Below are 26,003 nucleotides of genomic sequence, written 5' to 3' on the forward strand. Positions count from 1 at the left end.
ACCATTTGGTTAGAGGGGGAAATTGTTACGATTAGTAAGAAGTTTGCTCACCGAAACCACTCTGATCAATGATTAGGTATCATATACCCGAGCTTCCGCCGCATCGGGATTTTCTTCACAATACAAATCAAAGGCTGTTTTCTCTAAACGTTCGGCTTTTTGATGAGCCGCTTCTGCTTGTAATTCTTCCACAATATCCCAAGCCGCGGCACATTCTTTGGAAGTGGCTCCTTTTTCTGCACAAATTGCCCGGGCTTCATCAATCGACTCTTGAATCCGTTCTTCTAATAGAATGCTTTTAGGATTTTCTACAAAGTCTCCCTTAGCCAGAATATCAGTTACAGAAATAATTCCGATTAGTTGATCTTGAATTACTGGAGCGCGACGAATTCCGGTTTGAGCAAATAGCCGCGCCACATATTCCACACCCAGGTCAGGATTCACAGAAATACAAGGTTTAGTCATAATTTCATAAACCCGGATTTTTTTAGGATCTTTGCCGTAGGCGGTGACTTTATAAACAATATCGGTCTCGGTGACGATTCCATAAGCATCCTGTGGATGACGCCGTTCAACAATCAAGGCGCGTAAACACAGATCATTCATTTGTTCAACGGCATCGGCAACGGTGGCGGAACCCTTGATGGTGACCACCTCGGCGGTCATAATATCTCTAGCTTTAAGCATCATAGTGGCTAATTCACAAAAAACTCTATACTTTTATTTTGCCTTGAATTGGCAATAAAAAAAAGGATTGTTTTATAGGACAAGCCTGGGAGCTTGAAAACGAGCGTGTCTTCAGACCACCAGATGAAAAGCAACTCAGGGGAATTTATTACCCGTGAATATTTCCCAATCTATGTTAATATAAGGTGGGTCGAAAAAAGGAGATTTCTATGATAGTTCTGGAGTACAAAGTTAAGGGTAAACAAAATCAATATAAGGCGATTGATCAAGCAATTCGCACCACCCAATTCATTCGTAATAAAGCGATTCGGTATTGGATGGATAATTCAAGAGAATTGAAGATTGATAAATTTGCCTTGAATAAGTATTCCACGACTCTCAGAAATCAATTTCCCTTTGTTGCTGACCTAAATTCAATGGCAGTTCAATCCGCAGCCGAGCGAGGATGGACTGCCATTAGTCGTTTTTATGACACTTCGGCAAAGCTCAGTGACCATTGCAAGAAAAAGATTTCTGGCAAAAAAGGATATCCCAAATTTCAAAAAGATTGCCGTTCTGTTGAATATAAAACATCGGGATGGAAACTACACCTTACCAAAAGACAAATTACCTTTACCGACAAAAACGGGATTGGTAAAGTTAAATTATTGGGTAAGTGGGATATCCATACTTACAATGTTAAAGACATAAAACGGGTGCGTTTAATTCGTCGTGCCGATGGATATTACGCCCAGTTCTGTCTAAACATTACCGTCGCCGATGTTCAACCGAAAACTGGTAAAGAGATAGGACTTGATGTTGGTATTGAGTCCTTTTACACGGACTCCAACAACTATCAAGAACCTAATCCTAAGTTTCTGAGAAAGGCGGAACAATCAATTAAGCAATCTCAGAGACAAATTTACAAAAAGGTCAAGGGTTCATCGGGGCGACGGAAAGCGAGAAAATTTTACGCCAAAAAACATTTAAAAGTAAGTAGACAACGGAATGAACACGCCAAGAAAATTGCGCGTAACGTATGCACATCTAACGATGTAGTGGTCTATGAAGATTTAAGTGTTAGAAATTTAGTAAAAAACCATTGTTTAGCTAAATCAATTAGTGATACAAGTTGGTATTTATTTAGAAAATGGATAGAATATTTTGCAGCTAAGTTTGATAAATTAGCAATTCCGGTTACGCCCCATTACACTTCTCAAAAATGCAGTAATTGTGGGGTAATTGTGAAAAAATCTCTATCAACCCGCACCCATATTTGTAATTGTGGATGTCAGTTGCATAGAGATACAAATGCTGCAATTAATATTCTAAATCTTGGTAAACAAGCTAGGGATGGGCAATCCCGAAGTAACGCTAATGGACTAGAAACCCCTACTCTACTTGGGGAAACCCTGGCGGAGCAAGTATCTAGGTTGAAGTTAGAATCGAGCGTGTCTTCAGACGGTGAGAGTGTCAATTACTCTAAAATGTTAAAATATGGCGATTCAAAACCTTTAAAAACTAGGATTTAATGGGTTTAGAACCTGAAACTGGGAAAGGCTATCTTAACTGGGATTAACTGTCCCATCCGCCAGGGTAGCTCCAGTTAAATTAACATTTGTTAAATCAACTCCCTCTAAGTTAGCACCGCGTAAACTGGCGCCATAAAGGTTGGCTCCCGCCAAATTAGCCCCGGATAAATCCGCTTTCCAGAGATAGGCATTTCGCAAGTTAGCACCGCGCAAATCTGCTTTGTTCAACCGAGCCAAATTCAAGTTAGCCCCCGTCAGAGCCGCATGGGTTAAAATAGCCCCGGATAAATCCGCCCGCATGAACACCGCATCGGTCAAATTACTACTGATTAGATTAGCTTCGACTAAATTCGCATCTTGTAATTTAGCCCGACTTAAATCCGCTTGTTTTAACTGAGTCTGGCTCAAATTAGCGGCAGTTAAATCACAATCTTGTAGATTAGTTCGGGTCATTAATGCTTGGGTAAAGTTAACTCCACTTAAATCCAATCCCTGAAGATTCAGTTCTGATAAATGGGCATAACTCAGATTAATTCCGGTCATTTGGGTGTCTTTAAGAATTGCCCCGGTGAGTCTAGCGCGAGTCAAATTTGCCCAGTTTAAATTAGCGTGACTTAAATTAGCCCCGCGTAAATTTACACCCACCAAATTTGCCCCACATAAATTAACCCCAGATAAATTAGCCGCTCGTAAATTAACGCCGCGTAAAATCGCGCCACTGAGTTTAACCCCACTCATTTCGGACTTGACCAAAAACGCCCCTTCTAGGTTAGCTTTGGTCAAATCCGCATTTTTTAATTGTCCTCGACCCAACTTAACAAAACTTAAATTACTTCCATACAAAAAGGCATTGGTCAAGTTAATTTCATGAAGTATAGCCCTGGTTAAATCTGCCCGAGCTAAGGACGCTCCGGTTAAATTAGCCCCAATTAAATTGACTTGACAGAGATGGGCTCCAATCAAGTTAACATGGTTAAAATCTCGTTCTCCAGCTAAATAACGACGCAACAGTTCTTGAGAATCAATGGTCGATTGTATTTGCACAGAACCTATCCATTATTTATTCGGTAAAATTGCTCCTCGGGTATCCGCATCTCTCAAATTTGCTTGATCTAATTTAGTATCAATCATAATCGCTTCAATCAGATTGACACCACTCAAATTCGACCAGGATAATTTAGTGCGGTAGAGTCTAGCTCGGCTCATATTCGCCCCGCGTAAAGTTGTCCAGGTCACATTTGCTCCTCGGAGGTTGGCTTCACTCAGGTTAGCTTCACTTAAATCAGCCCCAATCATGGTGACTCGGGTTAAATCCGCTTCATGAAAATTAGCCCCAATCATCATTCCCCCACTCAAGGTCGCATTGGTTAAGTTTGCCCCTTCTAAGATACTTTCTCGCAGAATCACGTTAGTTAGGTTGGCACTTTCTAAAATCGCTCCGGTGAGATTAGCTTTCATCAAATTAGTGCGGACTAAGGTAGCATGGGTTAAATTCGCCCCGGCAAAATTCGCCCCGGCAAAATTCGATTCTGTGAGGTTGGCTTCGGTGAGGTTGGCTTGATTGAAACTAACATTTTTGGAAGAAGACCCCCGCAAACTCGACCCGCTTAAATTAGCTCGGTTGAACTTGGTATCGCCTAAATAGCTCCCAATTAAGTTAACATCGCTTAAATCCGCATCGCTGAAGTCAACACCCGTAAATTTGGTTTCGCGAAAATTTGCCGCGATTAAGTTTGCCCCCGCGAAGGAGGTATTTTCCAAGTTAGCTCGAGCAATTGTGGCTTCCCGGAGGTCAACACCACTTAAATCCACTCCGACGAGGCTAACGGCTCGAAACAGGCGCTCTCCTTCTGCATAGCGTTTTAATAATTCATCAACCTCCATATCATTAGCCTCACGAATAGTCCCAGTATTGATTTAGAATGACACAGCCGCATAATACTCCCTCCATCATCCCAGATTACTTAAGGTTTTGGGGAGTCAGTCTTGAATCTCAATCTCTAGGAAATAGCCATCACAGGCCATAATACCCTAACTGTTCATTACTAAATTCGGTAAAAACCAAATCTTCAGGACGATCAATATCTAATAATACAGGTAATTTACCGACGGATAAATTCAGAGTTTCACAAATCTTGAGGGTCATCTCACACACCATTGAAGTTCCCCAAGGAATATCTTTAAATAATTCAGGAATATGACGTTTTAAACCAATTAAATAATATCCTCCATCCTGGGCTGGGCCGATCACAGTATCATGATCTTGCAATAGTTTAAATGCCTGATATAAAATATCAACAGTTAATTCTGGGCAATCGGTTCCAATCATGAGAATCTGGTTTTTTTCCTCATAAAATGCCATTTGAAAGGCTTTTGACATCCGATTTCCTAAATCTCCAAAACTTTGAGCATCATAAATTAAATCCGATCCTAACCAATTTTGCATCACATCTAAATTGCCTCCGGTAAACCTAACTTCAAGAGATAAAGACTCTATTTTTTGCAATTGTCGGGCTGTATTGACGGTTTTTTCCGTCATTTGACGATGCAAATTTGCGGCTCCAATTTCTCCCACAACGGGAATTAACCTAGTTTTTGTTTTTCCGGGTTCGGGATAGCGGGTGAAAATAATTAAATGTTTATTCATGATAAATTTATGCGTTTAATATTCAGAAGGAGATTTTTGATCTAGGTTTTATATTGCAATCATAAGTGATTCGTGAAAAAAAACGTAGGAGTTCACTCTCTAAACTAGACCTCGAATGGGGTTTAGATAACGAACTCCTACCATAGAATATTACAATTTTGACAAAAATTGTGATTTTTCTGACTCCTTCCTATCCCTTGGGAACATTAATATTTTTGCTCATTTCTAACATTCGTTGAATCGGACGTAAAGCGGCAATTCGGATTTCTTCAGAAAGGCTAATTTCTGGAGAACAATTTTTCATCGCTAAATACAGTTTTTCTAAGGTATTTAACCTCATGTGGGGGCATTCATTACAGGCACAATTACTTATGGGTGGGGCAGGAATAAAGTATTTTCCCTGGGTTTCCTTCTCCATTTGATGAATAATTCCGGGCTCGGTTGCCACGATAAAACTTAACTTAGGACTATTTTTGACATAGTTTAATAATGCTGTGGTAGAACCAATATAATCCGCCCGGTCTAAAACCGGAAGTTCACATTCAGGATGGGCAATAATTTCGGCTTCGGGATGTTCAATTTTTAGCTGCACTAACTTCTTCTGGGAGAAGTTTTCATGCACCATGCAAGCCCCCTCCCATAATACCATTTCTCGCCCGGTTTCTGCCATGACATATCGGCCTAAATTGCGATCGGGCGCGAAAATAATCGGCTGATTTTCAGGAATTTGCCGGACAAGCTCCACCGCATTAGAACTGGTGCAAATAATATCGCTCATCGCCTTAATTTCGGCCGTACAATTAATATAAGACACCACAATATGATCGGGATATTGGGCTTTGAATTGAGCAAAAGCATCGGGGGGACAACTTTCGGCTAAAGAACACCCGGCATCCAAGTCCGGTAACAATACCAACTTATCAGGATTCAAAATTTTAGCCGTTTCTGCCATAAAGTGAACCCCAGCAAAAACAATCACATCGGCATCGGTCTGGGCTGCTTGTCGCGCTAGTCCCAGGGAATCCCCAATATAATCAGCAATATCTTGAATATCAGGATCTTGATAGTAATGGGCTAAAATAACCGCATTCAATCTTTGCTTAAGTTCTTGAATCGCGGCAAACAAATCCTCGGGTAAATCGGCAACAGTGGAATGGTTGGTCGAGGCCAGGGTGGATGTAAACATAGAACCTTATCGGAACTCTCAATATTGTTCAGGGTAGTTTAATTATAGTTGAATTCACCAAAAACGGGGATTCACGGTTGCCCCAAAATTGCTTATTCTAGGTTAGGAAGCTTTGAAACTATCATCCTTGTGAATATCAAACCCCTGAAAATTGCCGTTGTTGGAGACGTTCATGATCAATGGGAACAGGCGGACGCCCTGGCATTAAAGTCTTTAGAGGTTGATTTAGTCCTATTTGTCGGGGATTTTGGCAATGAGGCGGTGGATGTCGTGAAAACCATCGCCGCCCTGGATATCCCCAAAGCCGTCGTTTTTGGCAACCATGACGCCTGGTACACCGCCACCGATTGGGGACGTCAAAAATGCCCCTATAACCGGACAATAGAAGATCGTGTCCAAGAACAACTAGAGATCATCGGGGAAGATCATGTGGGCTACGGAAAACGGGATTTTCCCGATTTGCAATTAACCGTGGTCGGAGGGCGTCCCTTCAGTTGGGGGGGGCCAGAATGGAAATATCACGATTTTTACACGGAGCGATTTGGAGTGGATGGTTTGGCCGCATCCGCCCAACGCATGATTCAGGCGGTGGAAACGGCCACCTATGACCGGATTCTGTTTTTAAGTCACAACGGCCCCACGGGGTTAGGAGAGGCAGCCGAGGCCCCCTGCGGGAAGGATTGGAACCCCATCGGGGGGGATTATGGTGATCCCGATTTTGCCGAAGCGATCGCCCACGCCCGCACCCTGGGTAAAACCATTCCCCTAGTCGCTTTCGGTCATATGCACCATCATCTGCGCCATACTAAAAGCCGTCAGCGTCAACGGTTAGTTACCAGTCCAGAAGGGACGGTTTATCTGAATGCAGCCTGTGTTGGTCGGATTAGAACAACCCGTAGAGGTCAGCAACGGAATTTTTCGATTGTCAGTTTAGACCAAAACCAAGTATCGGAAGTGTCCTTAGTCTGGGTGGGTGAAGACTTCCAGGTCGTTGAAACAGAATTATTATCTCAGTGCTTGGTACAATCCTCATCCATGCTATAATTATTTAGCTCAACGATGAGCAACTGGAGAGGTGGCAGAGTGGTCGAATGCGCCTGACTTGAAATCAGGTGAGCCGCAAGGTTCCGGGGGTTCGAATCCCCCCCTCTCCGTTGTTTTTGATTTGTCTAAAACCGACTCATTAATGTGCATTCCCAAACTAATCGAGGTTGCACATAACTTAATAAATATTGTCGGGTTTTTTCTAACTGTTTTAAGAAGGTTTGATCAATCATGCCAGTTTTTTGTTGATCTTGCCAATCCGAATGTTGTAAATAATCAACTAACCACAGTTGCGCCTCACTATCCAAGGTTTGACTAATTTCCTTTGCTAACTCTAATGCTGCTCTTAAATTAGAGGGAGGTTTTTTAACTTTATTTAAAAATTCTACAGGAATAGTTTGTAATTGTTGCCAATGGGAAATCGCTTGTCCGGGGCTACCTTGCGCCATGGCTAAAATTTCAGCATGGGATAAAATATCATCAAAATTATGGCGTTTTAGGACTTGAATCATACCTGCATCGGTTAACCGATAAAACGGGATTTTAGCACAGCGAGAAACTAAAGTGGGTAATAAAGAATCGATACCGGGCGCGATTAAAATAATCGTAGCTTTTCCCGGTTCTTCTAAGGTTTTCAAGAGTCCATTGGCGGCGGATTCGGGCATGGATTCCGCGTGTTCAACGACTACCATTAACCGGGAGGCTTCTAAGGGTGGACGGCTCAAAAATTGACTAATTTCTCTAATTTGTTCGATCCGAATTTGAGGAGGAGCTTTCCGTTTTACTCCGGCTTCCGTGGCTTCCTGGGCAGAAAGTCGTTTTCCCTGATGTAAATAGGTGGGTTCCACCCAAAGAATATCGGGGTGATTTTTCTGTTTAATTCGAGAGTGAATCTGTTTTTGATTGACGGGTTTATGGGGATTTTGGCAAAATAAAAATTCAATAAAACAGTTAGCAGTTAATGTCCGACCAATACCATCCACCCCGGCAAATAAATAGGCTGGAGCAAGGCGATTTTGGGCTACAACTTGGGTTAATAATTCAATGGCGGCTTGTTGTTCAATGATGGGTTCAAAAAAGGCATTCATTGTATTTATACCCCCTTAAATTATAAATCCCCAGGCTGTTAATTTTTCAATTAAAATCGATTGAATTGTTTCTGTGACAACATCAAGATTTAACATTCCATTAATCGGAATAATTCGGTCTGGATGAGTTTGGGCTAATTGCTTAAACCCCTGTTGTACCCGTTGATGAAATTCCAGATTTGCCTGTTCCATCCGATCCATTTTACCTCGGGTGCGGGTTCTGGCGAGTCCCATTTCTACATCAACATCTAACCACAAGGTTAAATCACTTTCTAACCCCTGGGTGGCAATTTGATTTAATTGATCAATTAAACTCAGATCTAAACCTCGACCATACCCCTGATAGGCGACGGTTGAATCGGTATAGCGATCGCATAAAACAATATTTCCCTGGTATAATAGGGGCTTGAGAAATCCCTGAACGTGCTGGGCGCGATCGGCGGCATACATTAATAATTCTGCCCGATTCTGGATGGGTTCTTCCCCCTGATATTCTAACAATAATCGTCTTAACTCCTGGCCCAAGAGGGTTCCCCCCGGCTCCCGTGTGATCACGATGGGTGTATCTATCAGACCTTGTAACCTAGCTTGGATACGCTGCATCTGAGTGGTTTTCCCCGCCCCTTCAACTCCTTCAAAAACAATTAATTTTCCCTGCATCTGTTAATGATCTCTTGGCATTCAAAAAGTAGTATAAATATGATAATGTCTGGAATAGACTATTAACCTTTAAATAGTTTAATCTTTGAGGAACAACCTAACCTCAATTCTTGAAGCTCTGAATTAATTATTGTACTTGATGGAGTTCCCTATGGCCCGCTACACTGGATTTTTTATTGTTAATGTCAGTCTCGAAGATCTGCGACCGATGATGATTGATATTTTAGAATCCTGTAACCTAGAAATCACCTATGAAACACCGAGTTCTATTATTGCTCGGGAAAATATTGGTCAAGTCAGCGTTAATCAATTAGTGATTGGTGAAATCGTGTTTGATACTGCTACTTCCATGATAGATGAAACTAAAATGACGGTTTTTATTAAAAATGAATCCTTACCCTTGCAAAGCCATAATCATTGTCGAGAAATCTTTGAACAGGTTAGTCAATTAATTATTGATAATCGTCACTGGGTACTATTAGAAAGTATTGCTCTATAAATTTAGAGACGCGCCCCATGCACGTCTCTATTGTTTACTGAATTTTGAGCAAATATTTTCCTTTGCCTTTACTATCATAAGCGTTAACAATCACTCGATAGGTTCCGGTTTTGGGTAAGGTGATTGTAATTTCAGCATTAGCATTAGTTTGACTAATATCATCATGTTCTTGCAATAATTCATTCTCAGAATTAAACAAGGCAAGATAGGGGTCAAAGTCAGGACTTTCTAACGAGATGGTGATTTGTTGACCTTCTTTTCCTTCAAAAGTATGTTCGTCATACAAACTGCTATCAGACGCTAAAACCTGATCTCCTTCTTTGAGTTCACCTTGGGTTTCTAATAGTAGGGGAGTCGGTGTCGAAGGGGCGGGGGTTTCCTGGGGCTTAGGACTGGGGGAAGGTTCAGGACTGGGGGAAGGCTCAGGACTGGGGGAAGGTTCAGGACTGGGGGAAGGCTCAGGACTGGGGGAAGGTTCAGGACTAGGGATGGTGGTTGGGGAGGGGGTTTCCTGGGCTAAGACTTGTTCCAGGGCTAAACCTGTGAAGGCATAGGAATTAGAGACTTTCAGAACATCTAATAACGGGGTCTGAAGCACCGCGAATACACCCATTGTTGTTGTCCAGATTAACATTGATCGCATAAAAACCTCAGTAGTGGGGAACACCGGAACACCGGAACAGGGAACACCGGAACAGGGGGAAACTTCGGCATCAGATAAGTGGAATCATGGAGTCGCTAACGGACAGTTAATAAATACTGACCTCGACCTGTTTTATCATAAGCATTGACTACCACTCGATACCGACCGTTGGCGGGTAAAGTCACCCGAATTTGTGCATTTTTATCGGATTGATTAGCATCATCATTTTCAGCAATTAGTTTTCCCTTGGAATCAAATAATGCCAAATAGGGATCAAACTCCTGACTTTCTAAGCGAATTAAAATAGACTGTCCCTGTTGTCCTTCAAAGGTATATTCATCATACAAACTACCATCGGATGCCAAAACAGAATCTTGATTTTCTAAGACGCCTTCTTGATTTAAAATAACTTGACCCGTTCCCGAATTCGAGGAGGATTCCGTGGCTTTTAACTGCAAACGATAGGCTCCCGCCTCTCCTGATTCATAGGAATTGACCAATAAAAGATAAGAACCATCCGTAGGTAATGTGACTACAATTTTGGCGTTTTTATCTCCGCCTCCATCATCATCTTGAGCTACTTCTTCTCCATCTTCTGTTAATAAAATTAAATAGGAATCCACCTGATTACTATTCATTTCAATGGTTACTTGTTGACCCGCTTTCCCTTCAAAGGTATAAATATGATAAAAACTATTATCAACGGGTAAAACTTGATCCCCCTGTTTCAAAGTATCCGTAACTTCCGGGCCATTTAATTCAATCCGTTTGGCATTTTCCTTTTCAAAAGCTGGGGTTTCCGCCACCGGGGTGCGGGATGCCCGTCCCTCTTTCACCGCTTGTAAAAAGGGAGGAACTCGGTCAACAGAAATGGCGAAACCAATACCAATATTTCCCCCGCCCTGACCTCGGGTAAAAATTGCCGTATTCACCCCAATTAATTCCCCATCACTGTTGAGTAGGGGGCCACCGGAGTTTCCGGGGTTAATGGCCGCGTCGGTTTGAATTAAATTGCGAGTTTTGTCCAAACGGCTGACAATCCCTACGGTTAAGGTATTTTGGAATTGGCCGAAGGGGTTGCCAATGGCAAAGGCCCGTTGACCCACTTTCACGGAATTGGGACTGGCGATGGGAATGGTCGGTAGGTTGCCGCCATTGCGAATTTTAAGCACCGCTAAATCCAGTCCGGGTTCCCCAAAGGCGATCACATCCGCTTCTAACTTCCGGCCATCGGATAGGGTAACGGTGACGATTCCGCCGCCGGATACAACATGGGCGTTGGTTAATACCAAACCATCGGGACTGATAATTGCTCCACTACCGTTAGTTTTTTTGGTATCAATGGAAACGACGGCGGGACTCGCCTTTTCATAGACTTTAATATTGGTTTCTTCTTCTGTTTTATCAGCCGCCAAAATCAGAGGGGAATCAAGATAGTTATTAGAAATTAAATCCCTAGAAGGGACAGAGGATAGGGGGACAAGAGCAAGGGTTTTTGAGAGGTTAGCATTGGCAACCGGGACATGAATTAAGGCTCCAATGGTTAACAGCCCAAATGTTATTAATTGCAAAGATAAAGAATTCATCGAAAAATTGGGTCTGAAACCCCGTCGTTCTACGCCTGCCCTCATGAAAATGGGAGACGGCTTTACTTTTTTAGGATAGCACTTAGACAAAATATATGCTAAAAAGTGAAACATGGAAAAAGCCTATTCTTACCGATTTTACCCAACACCTGAACAAGAGTCGCTATTGCGGCGCACGTTAGGCTGTGTAAGATTAGTTTACAATAAGGCACTCCATGAACGAACTCAAGCATGGTATGAAAAGCAAGAAAGAGTAGGATATAGTCAAACGTCTTCAATGTTAACTAATTGGAAAAAACAGGAAGATTTAGACTTTTTAAATCAGGTAAGTTGTGTCCCCTTACAACAAGGATTAAGACACTTACAAACAGCCTTTACTAACTTTTTTGCTGGTCATACTCAATATCCTAATTTTAAGAAAAAACATCAAGGAGGTAGTGCAGAATTTACTAAGTCTGCTTTTAAGTTTAAAAACGGACAAATCTACTTAGCGAAATCCTTAGAACCCTTACCGATTCGATGGTCAAGACAAATTCCAAAAGATTGTGAACCGAGTACCGTAACCGTCAGATTACATCCTTCGGGACGTTGGCATATTTCAATAAGATTTGATGACCCAACCATTAAGCCTTTACCTGTAACAGATAAAGCTATAGGAATTGACTTAGGAATTAGTAGCCTTGTAATTACGAGTGACGGGCAAAAAATAGCCAATCCTCAACATTTTAAAAAACATTATCAGAGATTACGTCAGGCACAAAAAAGTCTGTCTCGAAAACAGAAAGGGTCAAAGAATCGGGAAAAATCCAGAATTAAAGTAGCTAGAATTCACGCTCAAATCACCGATAGTAGAAAAGACCATTTACACAAGCTAACGACTCAATTAGTTCGTGAAAACCAAACGATTGTGGTTGAGGATTTAGCTGTAAAAAATATGGTCAAAAATCCTAAATTAGCGCAGGCAATAGCCGATGTTAGTTGGGGAGAAATCACCCGACAATTAGCCTATAAATGCCGTTGGTATGGGAGAAACTACATCGAAATAGACAGATGGTTTCCTAGTTCTAAACGGTGTAGTAGTTGTGGGCATATTGTGGAAAAAATGCTGTTAAATATTCGAGAATGGGAGTGCCCCAACTGCGGGACTCACCATGACCGAGATCTTAACGCCAGTAAAAATATTTTGGCGGCAGGGCTTGCCGTGTCAGTCTGTGGAGCGAGTGTAAGACCCGAACAGAGTAAATCTGTGAAGGCAACTGCTAAGAAGCAGAAACCTAAATTGTGAAGTTTAGGAATCACCGTCCGTTTTACGGCGGTGAGGATGTCAACAATTCACTCGGGCACAAATAACTAATAGTTGTTAACTGATGACTGATTAAACTAAATAACCCAACTTATTCAATAATTCATCGGGTTGAATCGGTTTCACTAAACAATCATAATTTTCTAAATTTTTGTAGAACTTAGATTCAGGACAGGAATTTTCATGGGTTAAAGCCAAAATTTTAATCTTTTTGGTTTGGGGTTTATTCTGAAGTTGGTTGAGAATTTCATAACTAATTTGTCCACCTAAATGGAGGTTAATAATCACAGCATCCGGTTGTAAAAAATTAATTTGTTCGACGGCCGTAAATCCTTCAATCAACCAAACAACTTGATATCCGGCTACGGTTAATAAATCACAAATTAACGTCGCCGTTTGTTCATCATTTTCAATTAAAACACACTTGCGATGGGAAGAATTAAAATAAACCGCAGGTAGGGAGGTTTTTAAGGGCGATGGTGTAATTTTATCCTGAGATTGTTGGGAAATCATCGGTAAAGCGGGTAAGTATACGGTAAAAATAGAACCCACTCCCACTTGGGATTTAAACTGAATTACTCCCCCATGTAATTCTACCAATTGTTTAGTTAAAGCCAAACCTAAACCCGCGCCACCATACTGACGATCATAGGTCGAATTTAACTGTTGAAATTTCTCAAACAGGAGAGATTTTTGATCATCTGGAATGCCAATTCCGGTATCTTCAACTTGCAAAATTGCCGTATTCTGATCTACTTTTATTTTTAAGGTTACTTTTCCGCCATTCGGTGTAAATTTTATGGCATTTTCTAATAAACTAAATAAAATTTGTAGAGTTCGATCATAGTCTCCGGTAAACAAGTTTTGATTAGATTTAATTTCCAGTTCATTAACTAGCTCTATTTGACGACTTTGAGCTTTTTCTTGAAAAGTTTTTGTAACTTGTTTAGCTAATTTTGATAAAGAAAACTGAGTAATTTGAAGTACGGTTTTTCCCGATTCTACTTGGGATAAATCCAAAATATCGTTAATCAGTTCCAGTAACTTTTCTCCGCTATCATGAATCGTTTTTAAATACCCCCGTTGCTTCTCCAATGACAGTTGCTTAGTCGCTGGTTTTTCCCCGGAATAGCGTAATAAAGTGGCTGAAATTCCGATAACACAGGTTAAGGGGGTTCGCAATTCATGACTCATCGTGGCTAAAAATTGGTTTTTAGCTAAGTTTGCAGATTGTGCTGCTAATAGGGCGTCATGGAGAGCTTCGGTTCGTTGTATGACTCGTTGTTCTAGGGTTTGTTTTTGTTGTTGAACTTGAGCATAAAGTTCAGCTTGATAAATCGCAATGGATAAATGTTGGGTAATTTGATTTAAAAACCGTTTTTCCATGGTTTTCCACTGACGTCGTTCTAAACATTGATGAGCAATTAATAATCCCCATAGTTCTTGCTGAACCATAATAGGAAGCACTAATATTGATTTAACTTGAAATTGTTTTAAAAATTCAATAAAACATGACGAATTATTATAAGTATCCTCGATATCATAAACCGATTGAATAAAACCCTGATAATATTTATCCTGAAAATTACAGCTATATTTTAAACAATCTTGATTTTCAGATATATTTAAAACAGAAATAATTTGCTCTGAAGAACGAGCTTCATAGGTTACTTTTCCCGGCAAATCCTCTGCGTTTAATTTTTTTATAAAATTGGGTTGTTTTTCTCTTTCAAGATTAATTGTATGAGTTTCTATGTCCGGTGGCTGTGGGATATTAAATTGATAAATAATCAATCTATCGACTAATAAAAGTTGACGCAACTGTTCAACCGCCGTTGATAAAATAACCGATAAATCCAAGCTCTGACGAATCTGAGTCGTCACTTGATTTAAGAGTCGCTCTTGTTGAAGTTGCTGATATAAAACATCGTCCACAGGCTTATAGAACCGTCACACTAAAGAATAGGGTAGGAGGAAAAAAGCAAACAGGTTGTAGCTATTTTATAGTTATTAATACTCTGGACTTGACAAAATAGTCCAATAGGATCAATATGACCTTAAAATCACCTCTGTTTCTGCCAAACCGCTAAAGTTAATGAGCAGCCAATCTTCCATAACTTTTGATTCTACCTTAGCTTCTGTCCTTTCTCATGATTTTCGAGTTAGTTCTACGACTTTAGGAAAAGTTGTCGCTCAGAACTTCGCACAAAACCCTAATTTACCTGGAGTAATCGTTATGGATGAAACTCGTTTCTTAGGAATGATTTCACGAGCAAAGTTTCGAGAACAAATAAACACCTCACAGCGAGAAAATCTTTATTTCAATAGTCCTATTCAAGTGCTTCTTGACTATCTCAGAACTCCCCCCTTATTATTAGATCATAATTCTAAAATTGCGGACGCTATTAATAGTGCATTAAACCGATCTAAAGAGTTGATGTATGAGCCGATTGTGGTTGTTTATGAACCTGATATTTTTCGGATTGTGGATGTCCAAGTTCTATTATTCGCTCAAAATAAACTCTTAAACTATGCTCAGAATATTATTCAACAACAACAATCTCAAATTCTACAATCTTTTGAGATTATTAATGTAGAAAAAAATAAAATGAAAAAATGCAGTAAATATTATAAAAGCAAAGAAGAATTAATCAAGAAAAAGTATGAAGATTTTTTAAAGATCAAACAACAAGAAATTTTTGAAACAGCCCAAAAAATTACCGAAATCAACGAAGATTTTTTACAAATTAGTCAGTTAGTGATTAGGGAAACGAACAAATCTTTTAATGAAATTGTTGTTAATACTAATTCTATTAATTCTAATACCAGTCTTATCCAAGACATGAGTACGTCTATTTCTAAGGATTTAGAATCAATTCACGTCGCTTGTAATCTCAGTAGTAACATCCTGCAAAAAATTCGTCATTTAGCCGTAAAGGGCTCGATTGTTGCTTATCAATCCCAATCTCCACCTGAAGGATTTAATCAAATTAATACAGAAATCAATCAAATGCTGAATCAAATTTTAAATATTAATCAGGAGATGAATAAGATGGCTAATCATTTTAAATTTCATGTTCAGAATCTCCAAGATATTGCTCAAAATCAATCGGGTATTTCCCACTCGGTTTCCTTACAATTAGAACGAGCAAAAATGGTGATTAATGAATTAAAAAAACTGATTGATAGTTATAATCCTAATTTAATTATTTTAATTGTCGAACAGGCTAAAAACATTAGCCCTGAGTTGATTGAATCTTTAGATAATACTCCAGAACAAAAGCTAAATTCTGCCTCAAATAGTCAAGTTTTAATTGAGTTAATTCAACGAACCTTAAAACATCGGAATGATTCTCCTCCATCTGAATTTTAATTCTATGATTCCCCTGCTAATAGTAGTTGAGCCGCTTCTATCATTTCCGTTTGAAATCCTAGCAAATCCTCGCGACTGGTTAAGTAGGTTTTGAGTGCATCTAGGGGATCAATACTACTTCCAGAATCCAATTCGGGTAAACGAGGTCGGGCTAATTGGCTCACTAATTCGGGTTTAATGGTGTAGCTATGGGCGGTACTCAAAAGCTGCTGTAATTCTGTATTATTAATCGAATCTAATTGGTCGGAACGCAATTGATAAATTAACCGAACAACTGCGTCTTGGATGGGATTTTTTGCAATCACTTTAATTAAGGTTTGTAACGGGTCATCTACCTTAGATAAATCTACCTTAATTGTACAAAAAGACCGCACAGGTAAGGCACAAAATTCCCATTTTATCTGACCTTTTTCTACTTCCAGTAATACAAATCCTTTATCCTCTTTTTCTTCACTAAAATCAACTCTTTCAATACTCCCGGGGTAAATTACTGGCGGATCATTAGTTCGATTTAGATTTTGATGTTTATGCACATGACCCAGGGCGACATAATCAAAACAAGAGCGAGTTAATAGGGATAGGGGAATATTAAATCCCTTACCCACTGCTAAAAACCTTTCCGCTCCTAAATTGGCTTTATCCGCCATTAAATGTCCTAATAAAATCGTCGGTAATTCCGGGTCTAACTGCCGAATTTCTCCTTCTAAAACCACGGTTAAACGATCAATCAAAAGTTGATTAACCGCTTCTAAAGATAGTCCCTCGGTTTCGGGACGAGTTAATAAAGTTGACCGAGTTAACCAAGGTAAGGTAATAATTTGAATCGCACCATTTTTAGTTTGAATAGTATGGGTTTCTAAACTATCCCCAACCACAAAACCAGGAACGCCTAAAGTCCGATAAATTCCTAAACTCGCTCCTCCTTGTCCCTGGGAATGTTGGTCATGATTTCCTACTAATAAAACCGTGGGAATTTCTGCATCGACTAACCGCCGAAATTGGGCGGCAAAAGCTTGTTTAACATAGGGGGCGGGAGTCGCATCAGGAAAGGCATCTCCCCCAAATAGGACTAAATCTACGGGTTCGGCGATCGCGCGATCAATACAGCGTCCCAAGGTAGCGGTAAAGTCCTCTAGGCGAGTATTTAACCCGGTTTCGGGATTGATTTGTCCATGGGAAAAACCACTCCCCAAATGAATATCCGAAAGATGTAATATTTTAATCATTACTTAGTTTCTTAAAGTTAATTAATTATAGTATAATTTTCGAGATTGTAATTCTGTTTACAAAGATCGGAAATTACAAGGCGATCGCGACGAATAAAAAAAGCCCCCATCAATAAAATTAGGACATCGAAAAAAAGCACCGAAAAGTGATGAGAATTCCAGAAAATATCCCTTTATTAACCCCAACCCCTTAGACTAGATGCAGAACTGTTTTAGGAGAGATGCCTTTGACTGAAGCCAATCAATCCATACCGCCAACGTCAACCATCTCGCGTAAAGAGTTACGGGAGTTGGTGCGGGCGCAACTGCAAATGTTACTGGAAATAGGGGATTTAACCGGGGCGAAAAGCATTCTCAAGCCCGTACAACCGACGGATATAGCCGAAGCTATTGAAGGTTTACCCGAAACCATGCAGGTGATTGCTTTCCGTTTGCTGTCTAAAGATGAGGCGATCGAAGTTTACGAACAACTAGATTCGAGCGTCCAACAATCCCTGTGTGAGAAATTCAAGCGCCAAGAAGTCATCGACATTGTGGATAAGATGTCCCCCGATGACCGGGTGCGTTTATTTGAGGAGTTACCCGCCTCGGTGGTGCGACGGATTGTGGCGGAGTTAAGCCCCACCGAACGTCAGTCTACGGCCTTGCTGCTGGGGTATGAAGCGGGAACCGCCGGACGAATTATGACCCCGGAGTATGTTTCCCTGAAAGAATATTTTACGGTTAGCCAAAGTTTAGAACGAATTCGCAGTTTAGCCCATGTCAAAGAAACGATTTATTCTCTGTATGTGACGGACTCCGATCGGCGATTATTGGGCATTTTATCTTTGCGGGATTTAGTGACTACCCCACTGGATAAAACCGTCGGTGAAATTATGAATCAAGATATTGTTTCTGTGCAAACGGACACCGATCAAGAGGAAGTAGCTGATATTATTCAAAGGTATGATTTTTTAGCGATTCCGGTTGTCGATAGTGAACGGCGATTAGTCGGAATTATTACGGTTGATGATGTCTTAGATATTATTCAACAGGAAGCCACAGAAGATATTTATGCCTTGGGGGGCGTACAAACCGATGGAGATAATTATTTTCAGGTAGATCTGCTCACCGTTGCCCGCCGCCGGGTGGTTTGGTTGTTAGTTTTGCTATTAACAAATAGTGTAACGGGTGCAATTTTGAAATCTCAACAGGATCTGTTACAACAGGTGGTAGCGTTATCATTTTTTATTCCTCTACTAACAGGAACGGGCGGCAATGTGGGAGCACAATCTTCTACCGTTGTGATTCGAGGCATGAATACCGACGAAATTCGAGCCATGGGGCCATTACAAGTGATTTGGCGGGAGGGATTAGCTGGAGCATTGTTAGGTTCAATCCTAGGGGTTTTAGCGACAATTTGGGCGGCGGTATTTGTGGTAGCAGGAAATTTATCCGTTGCTGTGGCTGTGGGTGTTAGTTTAGTCGCTATTTCTATTTTAGCATCGGTGGCGGGTTCGTCTTTGCCTTTTTTATTCCGGTCATTAGGATTAGATCCGGCTTTAATGTCAGCGCCATTTATTACCACGGCTGTTGATGTTTTAGGGGTTTTAATTTATTTTAATTTAGCGCGATTAATTTTGCAACTTTAGGAGGGGGTTATAATTTGAATAGTCCTTGTCGATTTTCCTGATCAAACTAGAAACACAATTCCTAAAAATAATATGTTTAATAAAAAGCAATGGCCAGAATTCGTCGAATTAATCTTTATTATTGCTGCCATAATTGGTTCGTTTAGTCTTCTCACGGGACAGTCCATAACCTATGCAGCGATTCCAGGTTCTTTTGCTTTAGGATTAAATTGGTTAAATCGTCAATTGTTAGCCCAACAAATTCGGAAAAATAGTGCAACAAATAAAAGTTTGATTCAGCAACATAAGGCGGATTTAGATCAACTAATGGATCAGTTACAGAGAACTATCTCGACTTTAAATATATCTTCGGGACTGGCGATTAATCCCAATGCTCAATTAGCTCAGGAATTGCAATCTTTAATGGCGGTAATTCAAAATATTTTAGAACGTCAAAATTTATTAGAAAAGACTTTAAGTATGATGCAATCGGAGTTAGAAATTGTTGTGCAAGCGTTCCAAAAACGGCCGGAGTTAGACCAGATTAATAGTTTAACCCATGTGATTGTGGATCTACAACAATTTATTAATCAATTACCCCAATGGGGCAATTTACAACAACATCAAATGAATGAGCTACATCAAAAGGTGGAACAATCTCTGGAAAAACTATCCACAGAAATAGAAAATATTCCGAATCAAATTGAACAGGAAGTTAAACGACAAGGAAAGTAGTTGGGTTGTTGGTTATTTAAAATCAAACAAAAATCAGGAGTTCAGTTGTCTAAATCCTGTATATAATTAATGGAATGATTTCATTAATTAGTAAAAGGATCAACTATATTTAAACTTGAAATTCCTTGAAAATCATCTATATTTCGAGTAACCAAAACTGCCCCTTCTACTAAAGCCGTGCCAGCAATAATAGCATCGGGCAGTTTAATTTTATGTTGTTTTCTGATTTGAATAGTTACTTCCTCAATTTTAGGAGTAACAAAAATATTGTCAAACTGCTCTAAACATTCTCTAATAGCTTGATCTTCTTTGACAGATAATCCTGAATAAGATAGTAATTCCATTTTGATAATGGTTGAAATTATAACTTGATTATTAGTCAAAAAATCCTCACTAAACCATTCAATAACTGCTCCCTCATCAGCAAAATAGTCAATAAAAATATTGGTATCATAAAGATATTTCATTCCCACTCCTGACGTAGTTTTTGAGTATGGGCAATTAAATCCTTTTTCTTAGCTTTCAAAATTCCTCTAACTTGAGCAATTTTATCATAATTTATAGTCTGATCAGTTTTTAAACAATCATCAGGCAAATTTAAAGTAATTGAATCTTGATCTTCACTAATCAAACAATCTTTAGAAATTTTGACAATAGCCATTTATTGATGCTCCTATTTTTTAGGGTAATAATTTAATTATAATCCAACTAACTCCCCCGTCTGCGGTGCTGCTATTTATTTTGTTGTCATCGTATAAACTCCATCCCATTCTTCAGGAACAGCAGTTTGTAAATATTGTTGCGATCGCACTAGATGAATTTGTACCGCACGGTCATCAGGGCGCATTTTTTTAGCTTCTTCAAAAATCCGAATTGCTTGTTTAAACTCTTTCGCTAAATAAGCAATTCTCCCTTGATTAAAACAATCTAAAAACTCCTGTACCGAGTCATCTAAAGCCATCGAACGATTACCAATTAACTCATAAATACTCACCGCCTGATTCTTGCCTTTCACCCGCACCCGATCCAATTCCCTCACCCAAATTTTATCTTGACATAAATGATAAGTCATTTCACTCATAATAATATCACAACCATATTGTTTAGTAATTTGTTCTAAGCGAGAACTTAAATTTACCCCATCCCCAATAACAGTATAGTCCATGCGTTTTTGGGAACCAATATTTCCCGATACCACTTCCCCCGAACTCATCCCAATACCAATTCTAATTTGCGGTTCATTCGGTCGCAGTTGGTTAAATTCCTTTAAGCGTCGGCGCATATCTAAAGCCGATTTTACCGCCATCCAAGCATGATTGTCTCGCAGAGGCAGAGGTGCACCAAACACCGCCATTAAAGCATCTCCAATGAATTTATCTAAAGTACCTTCATGGGAAAAAACCGCTTCTACCATGGTTTCAAAATATTGGTTTAATAATGCCACCACGTCCGAGGCTTCTAAATTTTCTGTTAATGTGGTATAACCCCGAATATCGGAAAACAAAATTGTAACTTCTTTGCGTTCTCCTACCATTAAAACATCCTCTCCCAAGGCCATAACCTGTTCGGCTACCCCCGGAGTCATGTAGCGATACATGGTAGTTTTCATCCGTTTTTCCCGACTAATATCTTCTAAAACCACTAACCCTCCCCTAACCCCTCCTTCTGGATTAGTCAGAGGATTAACGGTTAAATTAATACTGCGTTCTATTTGTCTAACTTGCTGTTTAGGATAGGTTATATTATTGGGTTGGGCGTCTGTGGGTTCTCCCCAAGGGTGATAAATTTCAGGATTAGAGCGATCGGGAGTTCCTAAAATATAGCTCGTTTGGATAACATCTCCTTGAGTTTCTTCGACTTTAATTAAACCCACGGTTAAACTTTGTTCAGGCACATAATGACGGGCGGCGTGGCGCAGACTATCTTCTAAACGGAATTTTAAATTTTCAATCGGTAGGACTTCCCAAACATAACGTCCGGCTAATTTTTCTTCCCAATATTGACGAATAGAGCGATCGCCAACTTGTGGTTTAGGACACCCTAATAATTCCAAAGCCGCATCATTAATCGTGACAATTTTTCCTTGTAAATCCGTAGAAATTACCACATCCGAAAGACTTTGTAAAATATCCTTCTGATATTGCTTTTCTACCATCACATTTTCAAATAACTGAGCATTTTGTAAGGCAATTCCTGCCTGAGCATTAAACGCCCTTAAAAATTCCTCATCGGAATTAGTAAAACTGCCTTTATGTTTATTAATTAACTGAGTCACCCCAATTAATTCCCCCGCCGCATTAAACACGGGCATACATAAAATATTTCGGGTTTGATAACCAGTTCTGCGGTCAGTATTGGGGTCAAAACGAGGATCACAATAGGCATCAGGAATATTCAAAACTTGACCCGTTGAAGCCACATATCCGGCAATCCCACGATTAGCAGGAATCCGAATTTCTATCATTTTTGAACCCTCGGCATTCGCCACTTTTGTCCATAATTCTTGAGTTTCTTTTTGTAATAAAAATAAGGTGCTGCGATCGGCTTGCATTAAATCCCGTGCCTGTTCCATCACCGCTTGTAAGGTGGTTTCTAAATCTAAACTTTGTCCTAAAGTGGTTGTTGCTTTTAATAAGGCGGCGACTCCCCGTTGATTTCGGGCGGCAACAAAAAACGATTGACAACTTTCTAAAATAATCCCAATTGAATCGGCAAAAGCTCTAAATTGTTGTTCATCTTCCTCTGTGAATTCCGTATCTCCAGCTTTATTTAATAACCGTACCACCGCCACGGATTCCTGTGGATTTTGGCTGCTAAAAATCGGCATACACAGAATGGTGCGGGCATAATATCCGGGGGGTTCATCCACATCCACATCAAATAATTCACAGGCATGAGCATCGCTGACATTCATTCCCTTACCCGTGCGGGCAACATATCCTAAAATTCCCGAATCCATCGGTAAACGGATTTCCTTTGCCAGTCCAGTTTCTTCATCAACTTTGGTATACCAGAGTTGATTTTTTCCTCGATTAACTAAAAAAATAGTAGTGCGATCAGCTTGTAGAATTTGCCCAATTTTGAGGGTAAAAGCATCGAGTAATTGTTCTAATAAAGTTTCTATTCCTTCATTATTAATTAGATCAATTGCCCTAAGAAATTGCTGAAATTCGGCGGTAATAAAATCTAAAATACAGATAAATTCCCCAATTGGCAGATTCTTAACACGCGCCGCCAATAGGCCCATACGATCCACTTGTGTCAGCGTAGCTAAGATGCTACCAGCATTAGAAAAAGTCATGGGAAGGGGATAGTTTGGGTGAGGGATGGAAAACCGAAAAACTCTGATTAGAGGAAGTTAACTGGGTTTGCTCGAAGAAAAACCTTCCCAACTAGGAGAGACTTAGATATTGACTAGATGATAACAGACAAGGGATGGTGATAGTCGCCATCCTTGTCACCGGGTCTAAAGTTTCTCCCCCATACTAAGCAACCGAGGGCAGGGAGTAACGGCTTAGAATTTCTTCATAGTAGGAGCGCAGTTGTTGCGTCGCGGCCGCCCATCCCCAACGTTCGGCTTCTAAACGGGCATTTTGGCGTAGGGTTTCCCGTTCTTGGGGGTTGGCAAATAACCTTTGAGTCGCGATAATAGCTCCATTTTCCTGACGTGGATCGAATAAATAGCCATTAACACCATCGGTGACAATATCAGGAATCCCCCCAGACCGGGCGGCGACTACGGGAGTTCCGGCGGCCATGGCTTCTAATAGCACTAATCCCAGGGTTTCGGTGCGGGAGGGGAAAATAAAGGCATCGGCCGAGGCGTAGGCCGCAGCTAGGTCTTTTCCCCGCAAGTAACCCACAAAATGGGTGGGAGTTCCCTGAAAATGGGCTTCTAGGGCTTGACGATTGGGGCCATCGCCCACCAGGGCTAAACGGGCATTAGGAAGGGTTTCTAAAACGGGTTTAATTTGTTCAATTTCTTTTTCTGCTCCTAAACGACCGACGTAGAGTAATAGATTGCAGTCCGGGTGTCCCTGGCTTAAGCGATCGCGCATTTCCACAGTAGCCAAAGAAGGTTGAAACATCTCCGTATCGACTCCCCTTTGCCATAAGTCCAGCCTTTCAATCCCATGATTATCGAGTTCTTGTACCATTACTGTTGAGGTACAAAGATTCAATTGGGCTTGGTTATGGGCAGCCCTTAACATACTCCAGAGCACCTCCTCCAACATTCCTAGACCATAATGGTGCAAATATTGGGGAAGATGGGTATGGTAGGATGCAACTAAAGGAATATTTAACTTTTTGGCATAATATAATCCTCCTAGCCCTAAAATCGCTGGATTGGCAACGTGAATCAGATCGGGCCGAAATTTTTCTAATTCCACACCGATACCGGGATGGGGAATACCGAGTTTTAATTCGGGGTATAGGGGCAGGGGAACCCCTTCTACGCCATAGATTCTAGCGCCTTTATAGTCCGTGAGTCCCCCGGCCGGAGAAATCACCAAAACCTGATCTCCTAACCGTTGTAACTGTTCCACCGTATGACACAGCCGGGTCACGATCCCATCAATTTTGGGCAAAAAAGTCTCAGTGAAAAGAGCAATTCGCATACAAGCTATACACTGATATCAATAGTCCGAGCTTCCCCATCATCTCAGAATTTGCGATCGCTGTTAAGAATTACGAATTACGAATTACGAATGGGTAATACTTCGACTTCGCTCAGTAACAGGGTTATGGGTAATAGACTGAGCACTGCTAGAGAGACGCGCCCGAGCGCAGCGATGCCGTAGGCTATTGGCACGTCTCTACACTGATGACTGTATGATAAAAAAATAGTAATTTTTGACTAATTTGGGGTTAAATTTTAACAATGACAGTCTCGGAAACCCGTTCTATTCCTTTAGTGGAACTTGCTGCAAAAACTCGTGTAGCAGCACAGAAATTAGGGATATTATCAACAGCAGAAAAAAATCAAGCCATTGAAGCCGTTGCTCAGGCTTTAGAAGCGGCTGCGTCGGAAATTATTACTGCAAATGAAGCCGATTGTCGTGCCGCCGAAGCTGAAGGAATTGCTAAACCTTTATATAATCGCCTCAAATTTGATGGGACTAAATTAAAAAGTACCATTGCCGGATTAAGAGATGTTGCTAAATTGCCTGATCCGGTGGGCGTGGTGCAAATTCATCGAGAATTAGATCAGGGTTTAATTCTAAAAAGAATTACCTGCCCATTAGGGGTTTTAGGGGTGATTTTTGAGGCTCGGCCAGAAGCGGTGATTCAAATTTCTGCCTTGGCAATTAAATCGGGAAATGGGGTGATTTTAAAAGGCGGAAAAGAGGCGATTAATTCTTGTCAAGTTTTGGTTAAAGCCATTCGTCAAGGATTATCCCAAACGGCGATTCATCCCGATGCAGTTCAACTTTTAACCACCCGTGAGGAAATTTTAGAATTATTACGATTAGATGATTATGTGGATTTAATTATTCCCCGGGGTTCTAATGCTTTTGTGAAGTTTGTTCAGGATAATACTCGGATTCCCGTATTAGGTCATGCGGAGGGAATTTGTCATGTTTATATTGATAAATTGGCGGATATAAAAAAAGCGATCGCCATTACAGTTGATGCCAAAACCCAATATCCTGCCGCTTGTAATGCGGTCGAAACCCTATTAGTTCATCAAGATATTGCCGCTGGGTTTTTATTAGAAGCAGTGACGGCTTTACAAGCTAAAAATGTTGAATTGCGCGGGGATGCGAAAACCCTAAAAATTGTTAATATTCAGCCAGCAACGGCGGAAGATTGGTCAACGGAATATAGCGATTTAATCTTATCAATTAAAATTGTTGAGAGTTTAGAAGAAGCGATCGCCCATATCAATACCTATGGTTCCGGTCATACCGATGCTATTATAACGGAAGATCAAACCACGGCCAAGATCTTTTTAAATCAAGTCGATGCGGCGGGAGTTTTCCATAATTGTTCCACTCGTTTCGCCGATGGATTTCGCTATGGTTTCGGCGCAGAAGTGGGAATTAGTACCCAACAAATGCCCCCCCGTGGCCCCGTTGGTTTGGAAGGGTTAGTTACTTATAAATATCAAGCGGTAGGGGATGGGCATATTGTAGAAACCTATTCTGGAAGTAACGCTAAATCTTTTACCCATCGAGATTTATAATATCGTAATCGGTAATAA

General features: G+C 40.5%; 23 protein-coding genes and 1 tRNA gene. 9 read left to right on the plus strand and 15 right to left on the minus strand.

Annotated features, from left to right (window positions below):
- Positions 1-72: 72 nt before the first annotated feature.
- On the minus strand, positions 73-690 hold the full coding sequence (locus PL9631_RS24150; RefSeq protein WP_083624391.1) for a CP12 domain-containing protein: 618 nt from the start codon (positions 688-690) through the stop codon (positions 73-75).
- Between the two features lie 206 nt (positions 691-896).
- On the opposite strand from PL9631_RS24150, the gene PL9631_RS24155 reads away from it, so the two are divergent.
- Positions 897-2,198, plus strand: a complete 1,302-nt coding sequence (locus tag PL9631_RS24155) for an RNA-guided endonuclease InsQ/TnpB family protein (protein ID WP_083624392.1) — start codon at positions 897-899, stop codon at positions 2,196-2,198.
- A gap of 33 nt (positions 2,199-2,231) precedes the next feature.
- Here PL9631_RS24155 and PL9631_RS24160 read toward each other — a convergent pair whose 3' ends face one another.
- The 4 genes from PL9631_RS24160 to nadA all read right to left on the minus strand — a co-directional run bounded on the left by PL9631_RS24160 (position 2,232) and on the right by nadA (position 6,031).
- Positions 2,232-3,224, minus strand: a complete 993-nt coding sequence (locus tag PL9631_RS24160) for a pentapeptide repeat-containing protein (protein ID WP_083624472.1) — start codon at positions 3,222-3,224, stop codon at positions 2,232-2,234.
- Positions 3,225-3,254: 30 nt separating this feature from the next.
- Positions 3,255-4,082, minus strand: coding sequence for a pentapeptide repeat-containing protein (locus PL9631_RS24165; RefSeq protein ID WP_083624394.1), 828 nt, complete (start codon positions 4,080-4,082; stop codon positions 3,255-3,257).
- A 130-nt stretch (positions 4,083-4,212) separates the two neighbouring features.
- Positions 4,213-4,845, minus strand: coding sequence for a TIGR04282 family arsenosugar biosynthesis glycosyltransferase (locus PL9631_RS24170; protein WP_083624396.1), 633 nt, complete (start codon positions 4,843-4,845; stop codon positions 4,213-4,215).
- Positions 4,846-5,035: 190 nt separating this feature from the next.
- Complete coding sequence (gene nadA / locus PL9631_RS24175; RefSeq protein WP_083624398.1) at positions 5,036-6,031, minus strand: quinolinate synthase NadA; 996 nt, start codon at positions 6,029-6,031, stop codon at positions 5,036-5,038.
- Positions 6,032-6,151: 120 nt separating this feature from the next.
- Here nadA and PL9631_RS24180 point away from each other — a divergent pair, with 120 nt between their 5' ends.
- Both PL9631_RS24180 and PL9631_RS24185 read left to right on the plus strand, forming a co-directional pair.
- Positions 6,152-7,075 (plus strand): TIGR04168 family protein, encoded by a 924-nt coding sequence (locus PL9631_RS24180; RefSeq protein ID WP_083624473.1) that lies wholly within the window; start codon positions 6,152-6,154, stop codon positions 7,073-7,075.
- A 25-nt stretch (positions 7,076-7,100) separates the two neighbouring features.
- Positions 7,101-7,185: transfer RNA gene (locus PL9631_RS24185), tRNA-Ser, on the plus strand.
- 15 nt (positions 7,186-7,200) lie between these two features.
- Here the strand turns inward: PL9631_RS24185 and PL9631_RS24190 are convergent.
- Positions 7,201-8,163, minus strand: coding sequence for a DNA polymerase III subunit delta' (locus tag PL9631_RS24190; RefSeq protein ID WP_083624400.1), 963 nt, complete (start codon positions 8,161-8,163; stop codon positions 7,201-7,203).
- Positions 8,164-8,178: 15 nt separating this feature from the next.
- Entirely contained in the window at positions 8,179-8,823 is a 645-nt protein-coding gene (gene tmk, locus PL9631_RS24195; protein WP_083624402.1) for a dTMP kinase, read from the minus strand.
- Between the two features lie 151 nt (positions 8,824-8,974).
- On the opposite strand from tmk, the gene PL9631_RS24200 reads away from it, so the two are divergent.
- Entirely contained in the window at positions 8,975-9,322 is a 348-nt protein-coding gene (locus tag PL9631_RS24200; protein ID WP_083624404.1) for a hypothetical protein, read from the plus strand.
- A 34-nt stretch (positions 9,323-9,356) separates the two neighbouring features.
- Here the strand turns inward: PL9631_RS24200 and PL9631_RS24205 are convergent, their stop codons facing one another.
- Together PL9631_RS24205 and PL9631_RS24210 are read right to left on the minus strand one after the other, a co-directional pair.
- Entirely contained in the window at positions 9,357-9,965 is a 609-nt protein-coding gene (locus PL9631_RS24205; protein ID WP_156090690.1) for a PPC domain-containing protein, read from the minus strand.
- 95 nt (positions 9,966-10,060) lie between these two features.
- A complete protein-coding gene (locus tag PL9631_RS24210) occupies positions 10,061-11,551 on the minus strand; it encodes a DVUA0089 family protein (protein ID WP_083624407.1) in 1,491 nt (496 codons plus the stop codon).
- A gap of 112 nt (positions 11,552-11,663) precedes the next feature.
- Here PL9631_RS24210 and PL9631_RS24215 point away from each other — a divergent pair, with 112 nt between their 5' ends.
- Entirely contained in the window at positions 11,664-12,836 is a 1,173-nt protein-coding gene (locus tag PL9631_RS24215) for an RNA-guided endonuclease InsQ/TnpB family protein (protein WP_083624409.1), read from the plus strand.
- A gap of 90 nt (positions 12,837-12,926) precedes the next feature.
- Here PL9631_RS24215 and PL9631_RS24220 read toward each other — a convergent pair whose 3' ends face one another.
- Positions 12,927-14,789 carry a hybrid sensor histidine kinase/response regulator gene (locus PL9631_RS24220; protein WP_083624410.1) on the minus strand — a complete coding sequence of 621 codons (1,863 nt, stop codon included), beginning with the start codon at positions 14,787-14,789 and terminating at the stop codon, positions 12,927-12,929.
- A 160-nt stretch (positions 14,790-14,949) separates the two neighbouring features.
- On the opposite strand from PL9631_RS24220, the gene PL9631_RS24225 reads away from it, so the two are divergent.
- Positions 14,950-16,227 (plus strand): CBS domain-containing protein, encoded by a 1,278-nt coding sequence (locus tag PL9631_RS24225; RefSeq protein WP_156090691.1) that lies wholly within the window; start codon positions 14,950-14,952, stop codon positions 16,225-16,227.
- A gap of 2 nt (positions 16,228-16,229) precedes the next feature.
- On the opposite strand, the gene sbcD is transcribed toward PL9631_RS24225, so the two are convergent.
- Entirely contained in the window at positions 16,230-17,453 is a 1,224-nt protein-coding gene (gene sbcD, locus PL9631_RS24230; RefSeq protein WP_083624414.1) for an exonuclease subunit SbcD, read from the minus strand.
- A 221-nt stretch (positions 17,454-17,674) separates the two neighbouring features.
- On the opposite strand from sbcD, the gene mgtE reads away from it, so the two are divergent.
- Positions 17,675-19,084, plus strand: coding sequence for a magnesium transporter (gene mgtE / locus PL9631_RS24235; RefSeq protein WP_156090692.1), 1,410 nt, complete (start codon positions 17,675-17,677; stop codon positions 19,082-19,084).
- A gap of 72 nt (positions 19,085-19,156) precedes the next feature.
- On the plus strand, positions 19,157-19,798 hold the full coding sequence (locus PL9631_RS24240) for a hypothetical protein (RefSeq protein ID WP_083624415.1): 642 nt from the start codon (positions 19,157-19,159) through the stop codon (positions 19,796-19,798).
- Between the two features lie 83 nt (positions 19,799-19,881).
- Here the strand turns inward: PL9631_RS24240 and PL9631_RS24245 are convergent, their stop codons facing one another.
- The 4 genes from PL9631_RS24245 to PL9631_RS24260 all read right to left on the minus strand — a co-directional run bounded on the left by PL9631_RS24245 (position 19,882) and on the right by PL9631_RS24260 (position 24,417).
- On the minus strand, positions 19,882-20,265 hold the full coding sequence (locus tag PL9631_RS24245; protein ID WP_083624417.1) for a type II toxin-antitoxin system VapC family toxin: 384 nt from the start codon (positions 20,263-20,265) through the stop codon (positions 19,882-19,884).
- A complete protein-coding gene (locus PL9631_RS24250) occupies positions 20,262-20,459 on the minus strand; it encodes a hypothetical protein (protein ID WP_083624418.1) in 198 nt (65 codons plus the stop codon). Before PL9631_RS24250 ends, PL9631_RS24245 begins: the two co-directional genes overlap by 4 nt.
- Positions 20,460-20,534: 75 nt before the next feature.
- Positions 20,535-23,099, minus strand: coding sequence for an adenylate/guanylate cyclase domain-containing protein (locus tag PL9631_RS24255; RefSeq protein ID WP_083624420.1), 2,565 nt, complete (start codon positions 23,097-23,099; stop codon positions 20,535-20,537).
- Between the two features lie 184 nt (positions 23,100-23,283).
- Positions 23,284-24,417: a glycosyltransferase family 4 protein gene (locus PL9631_RS24260; RefSeq protein ID WP_083624421.1), complete on the minus strand. Its 1,134-nt coding sequence runs from the start codon at positions 24,415-24,417 to the stop codon at positions 23,284-23,286.
- A gap of 263 nt (positions 24,418-24,680) precedes the next feature.
- Here PL9631_RS24260 and PL9631_RS24265 point away from each other — a divergent pair, with 263 nt between their 5' ends.
- Positions 24,681-25,985, plus strand: a complete 1,305-nt coding sequence (locus tag PL9631_RS24265) for a glutamate-5-semialdehyde dehydrogenase (protein WP_083624423.1) — start codon at positions 24,681-24,683, stop codon at positions 25,983-25,985.
- Positions 25,986-26,003: the final 18 nt, after the last annotated feature.

It is taken from the genome of Planktothrix paucivesiculata PCC 9631 (assembly GCF_900009265.2).
Classification (GTDB): domain Bacteria; phylum Cyanobacteriota; class Cyanobacteriia; order Cyanobacteriales; family Microcoleaceae; genus Planktothrix; species Planktothrix paucivesiculata.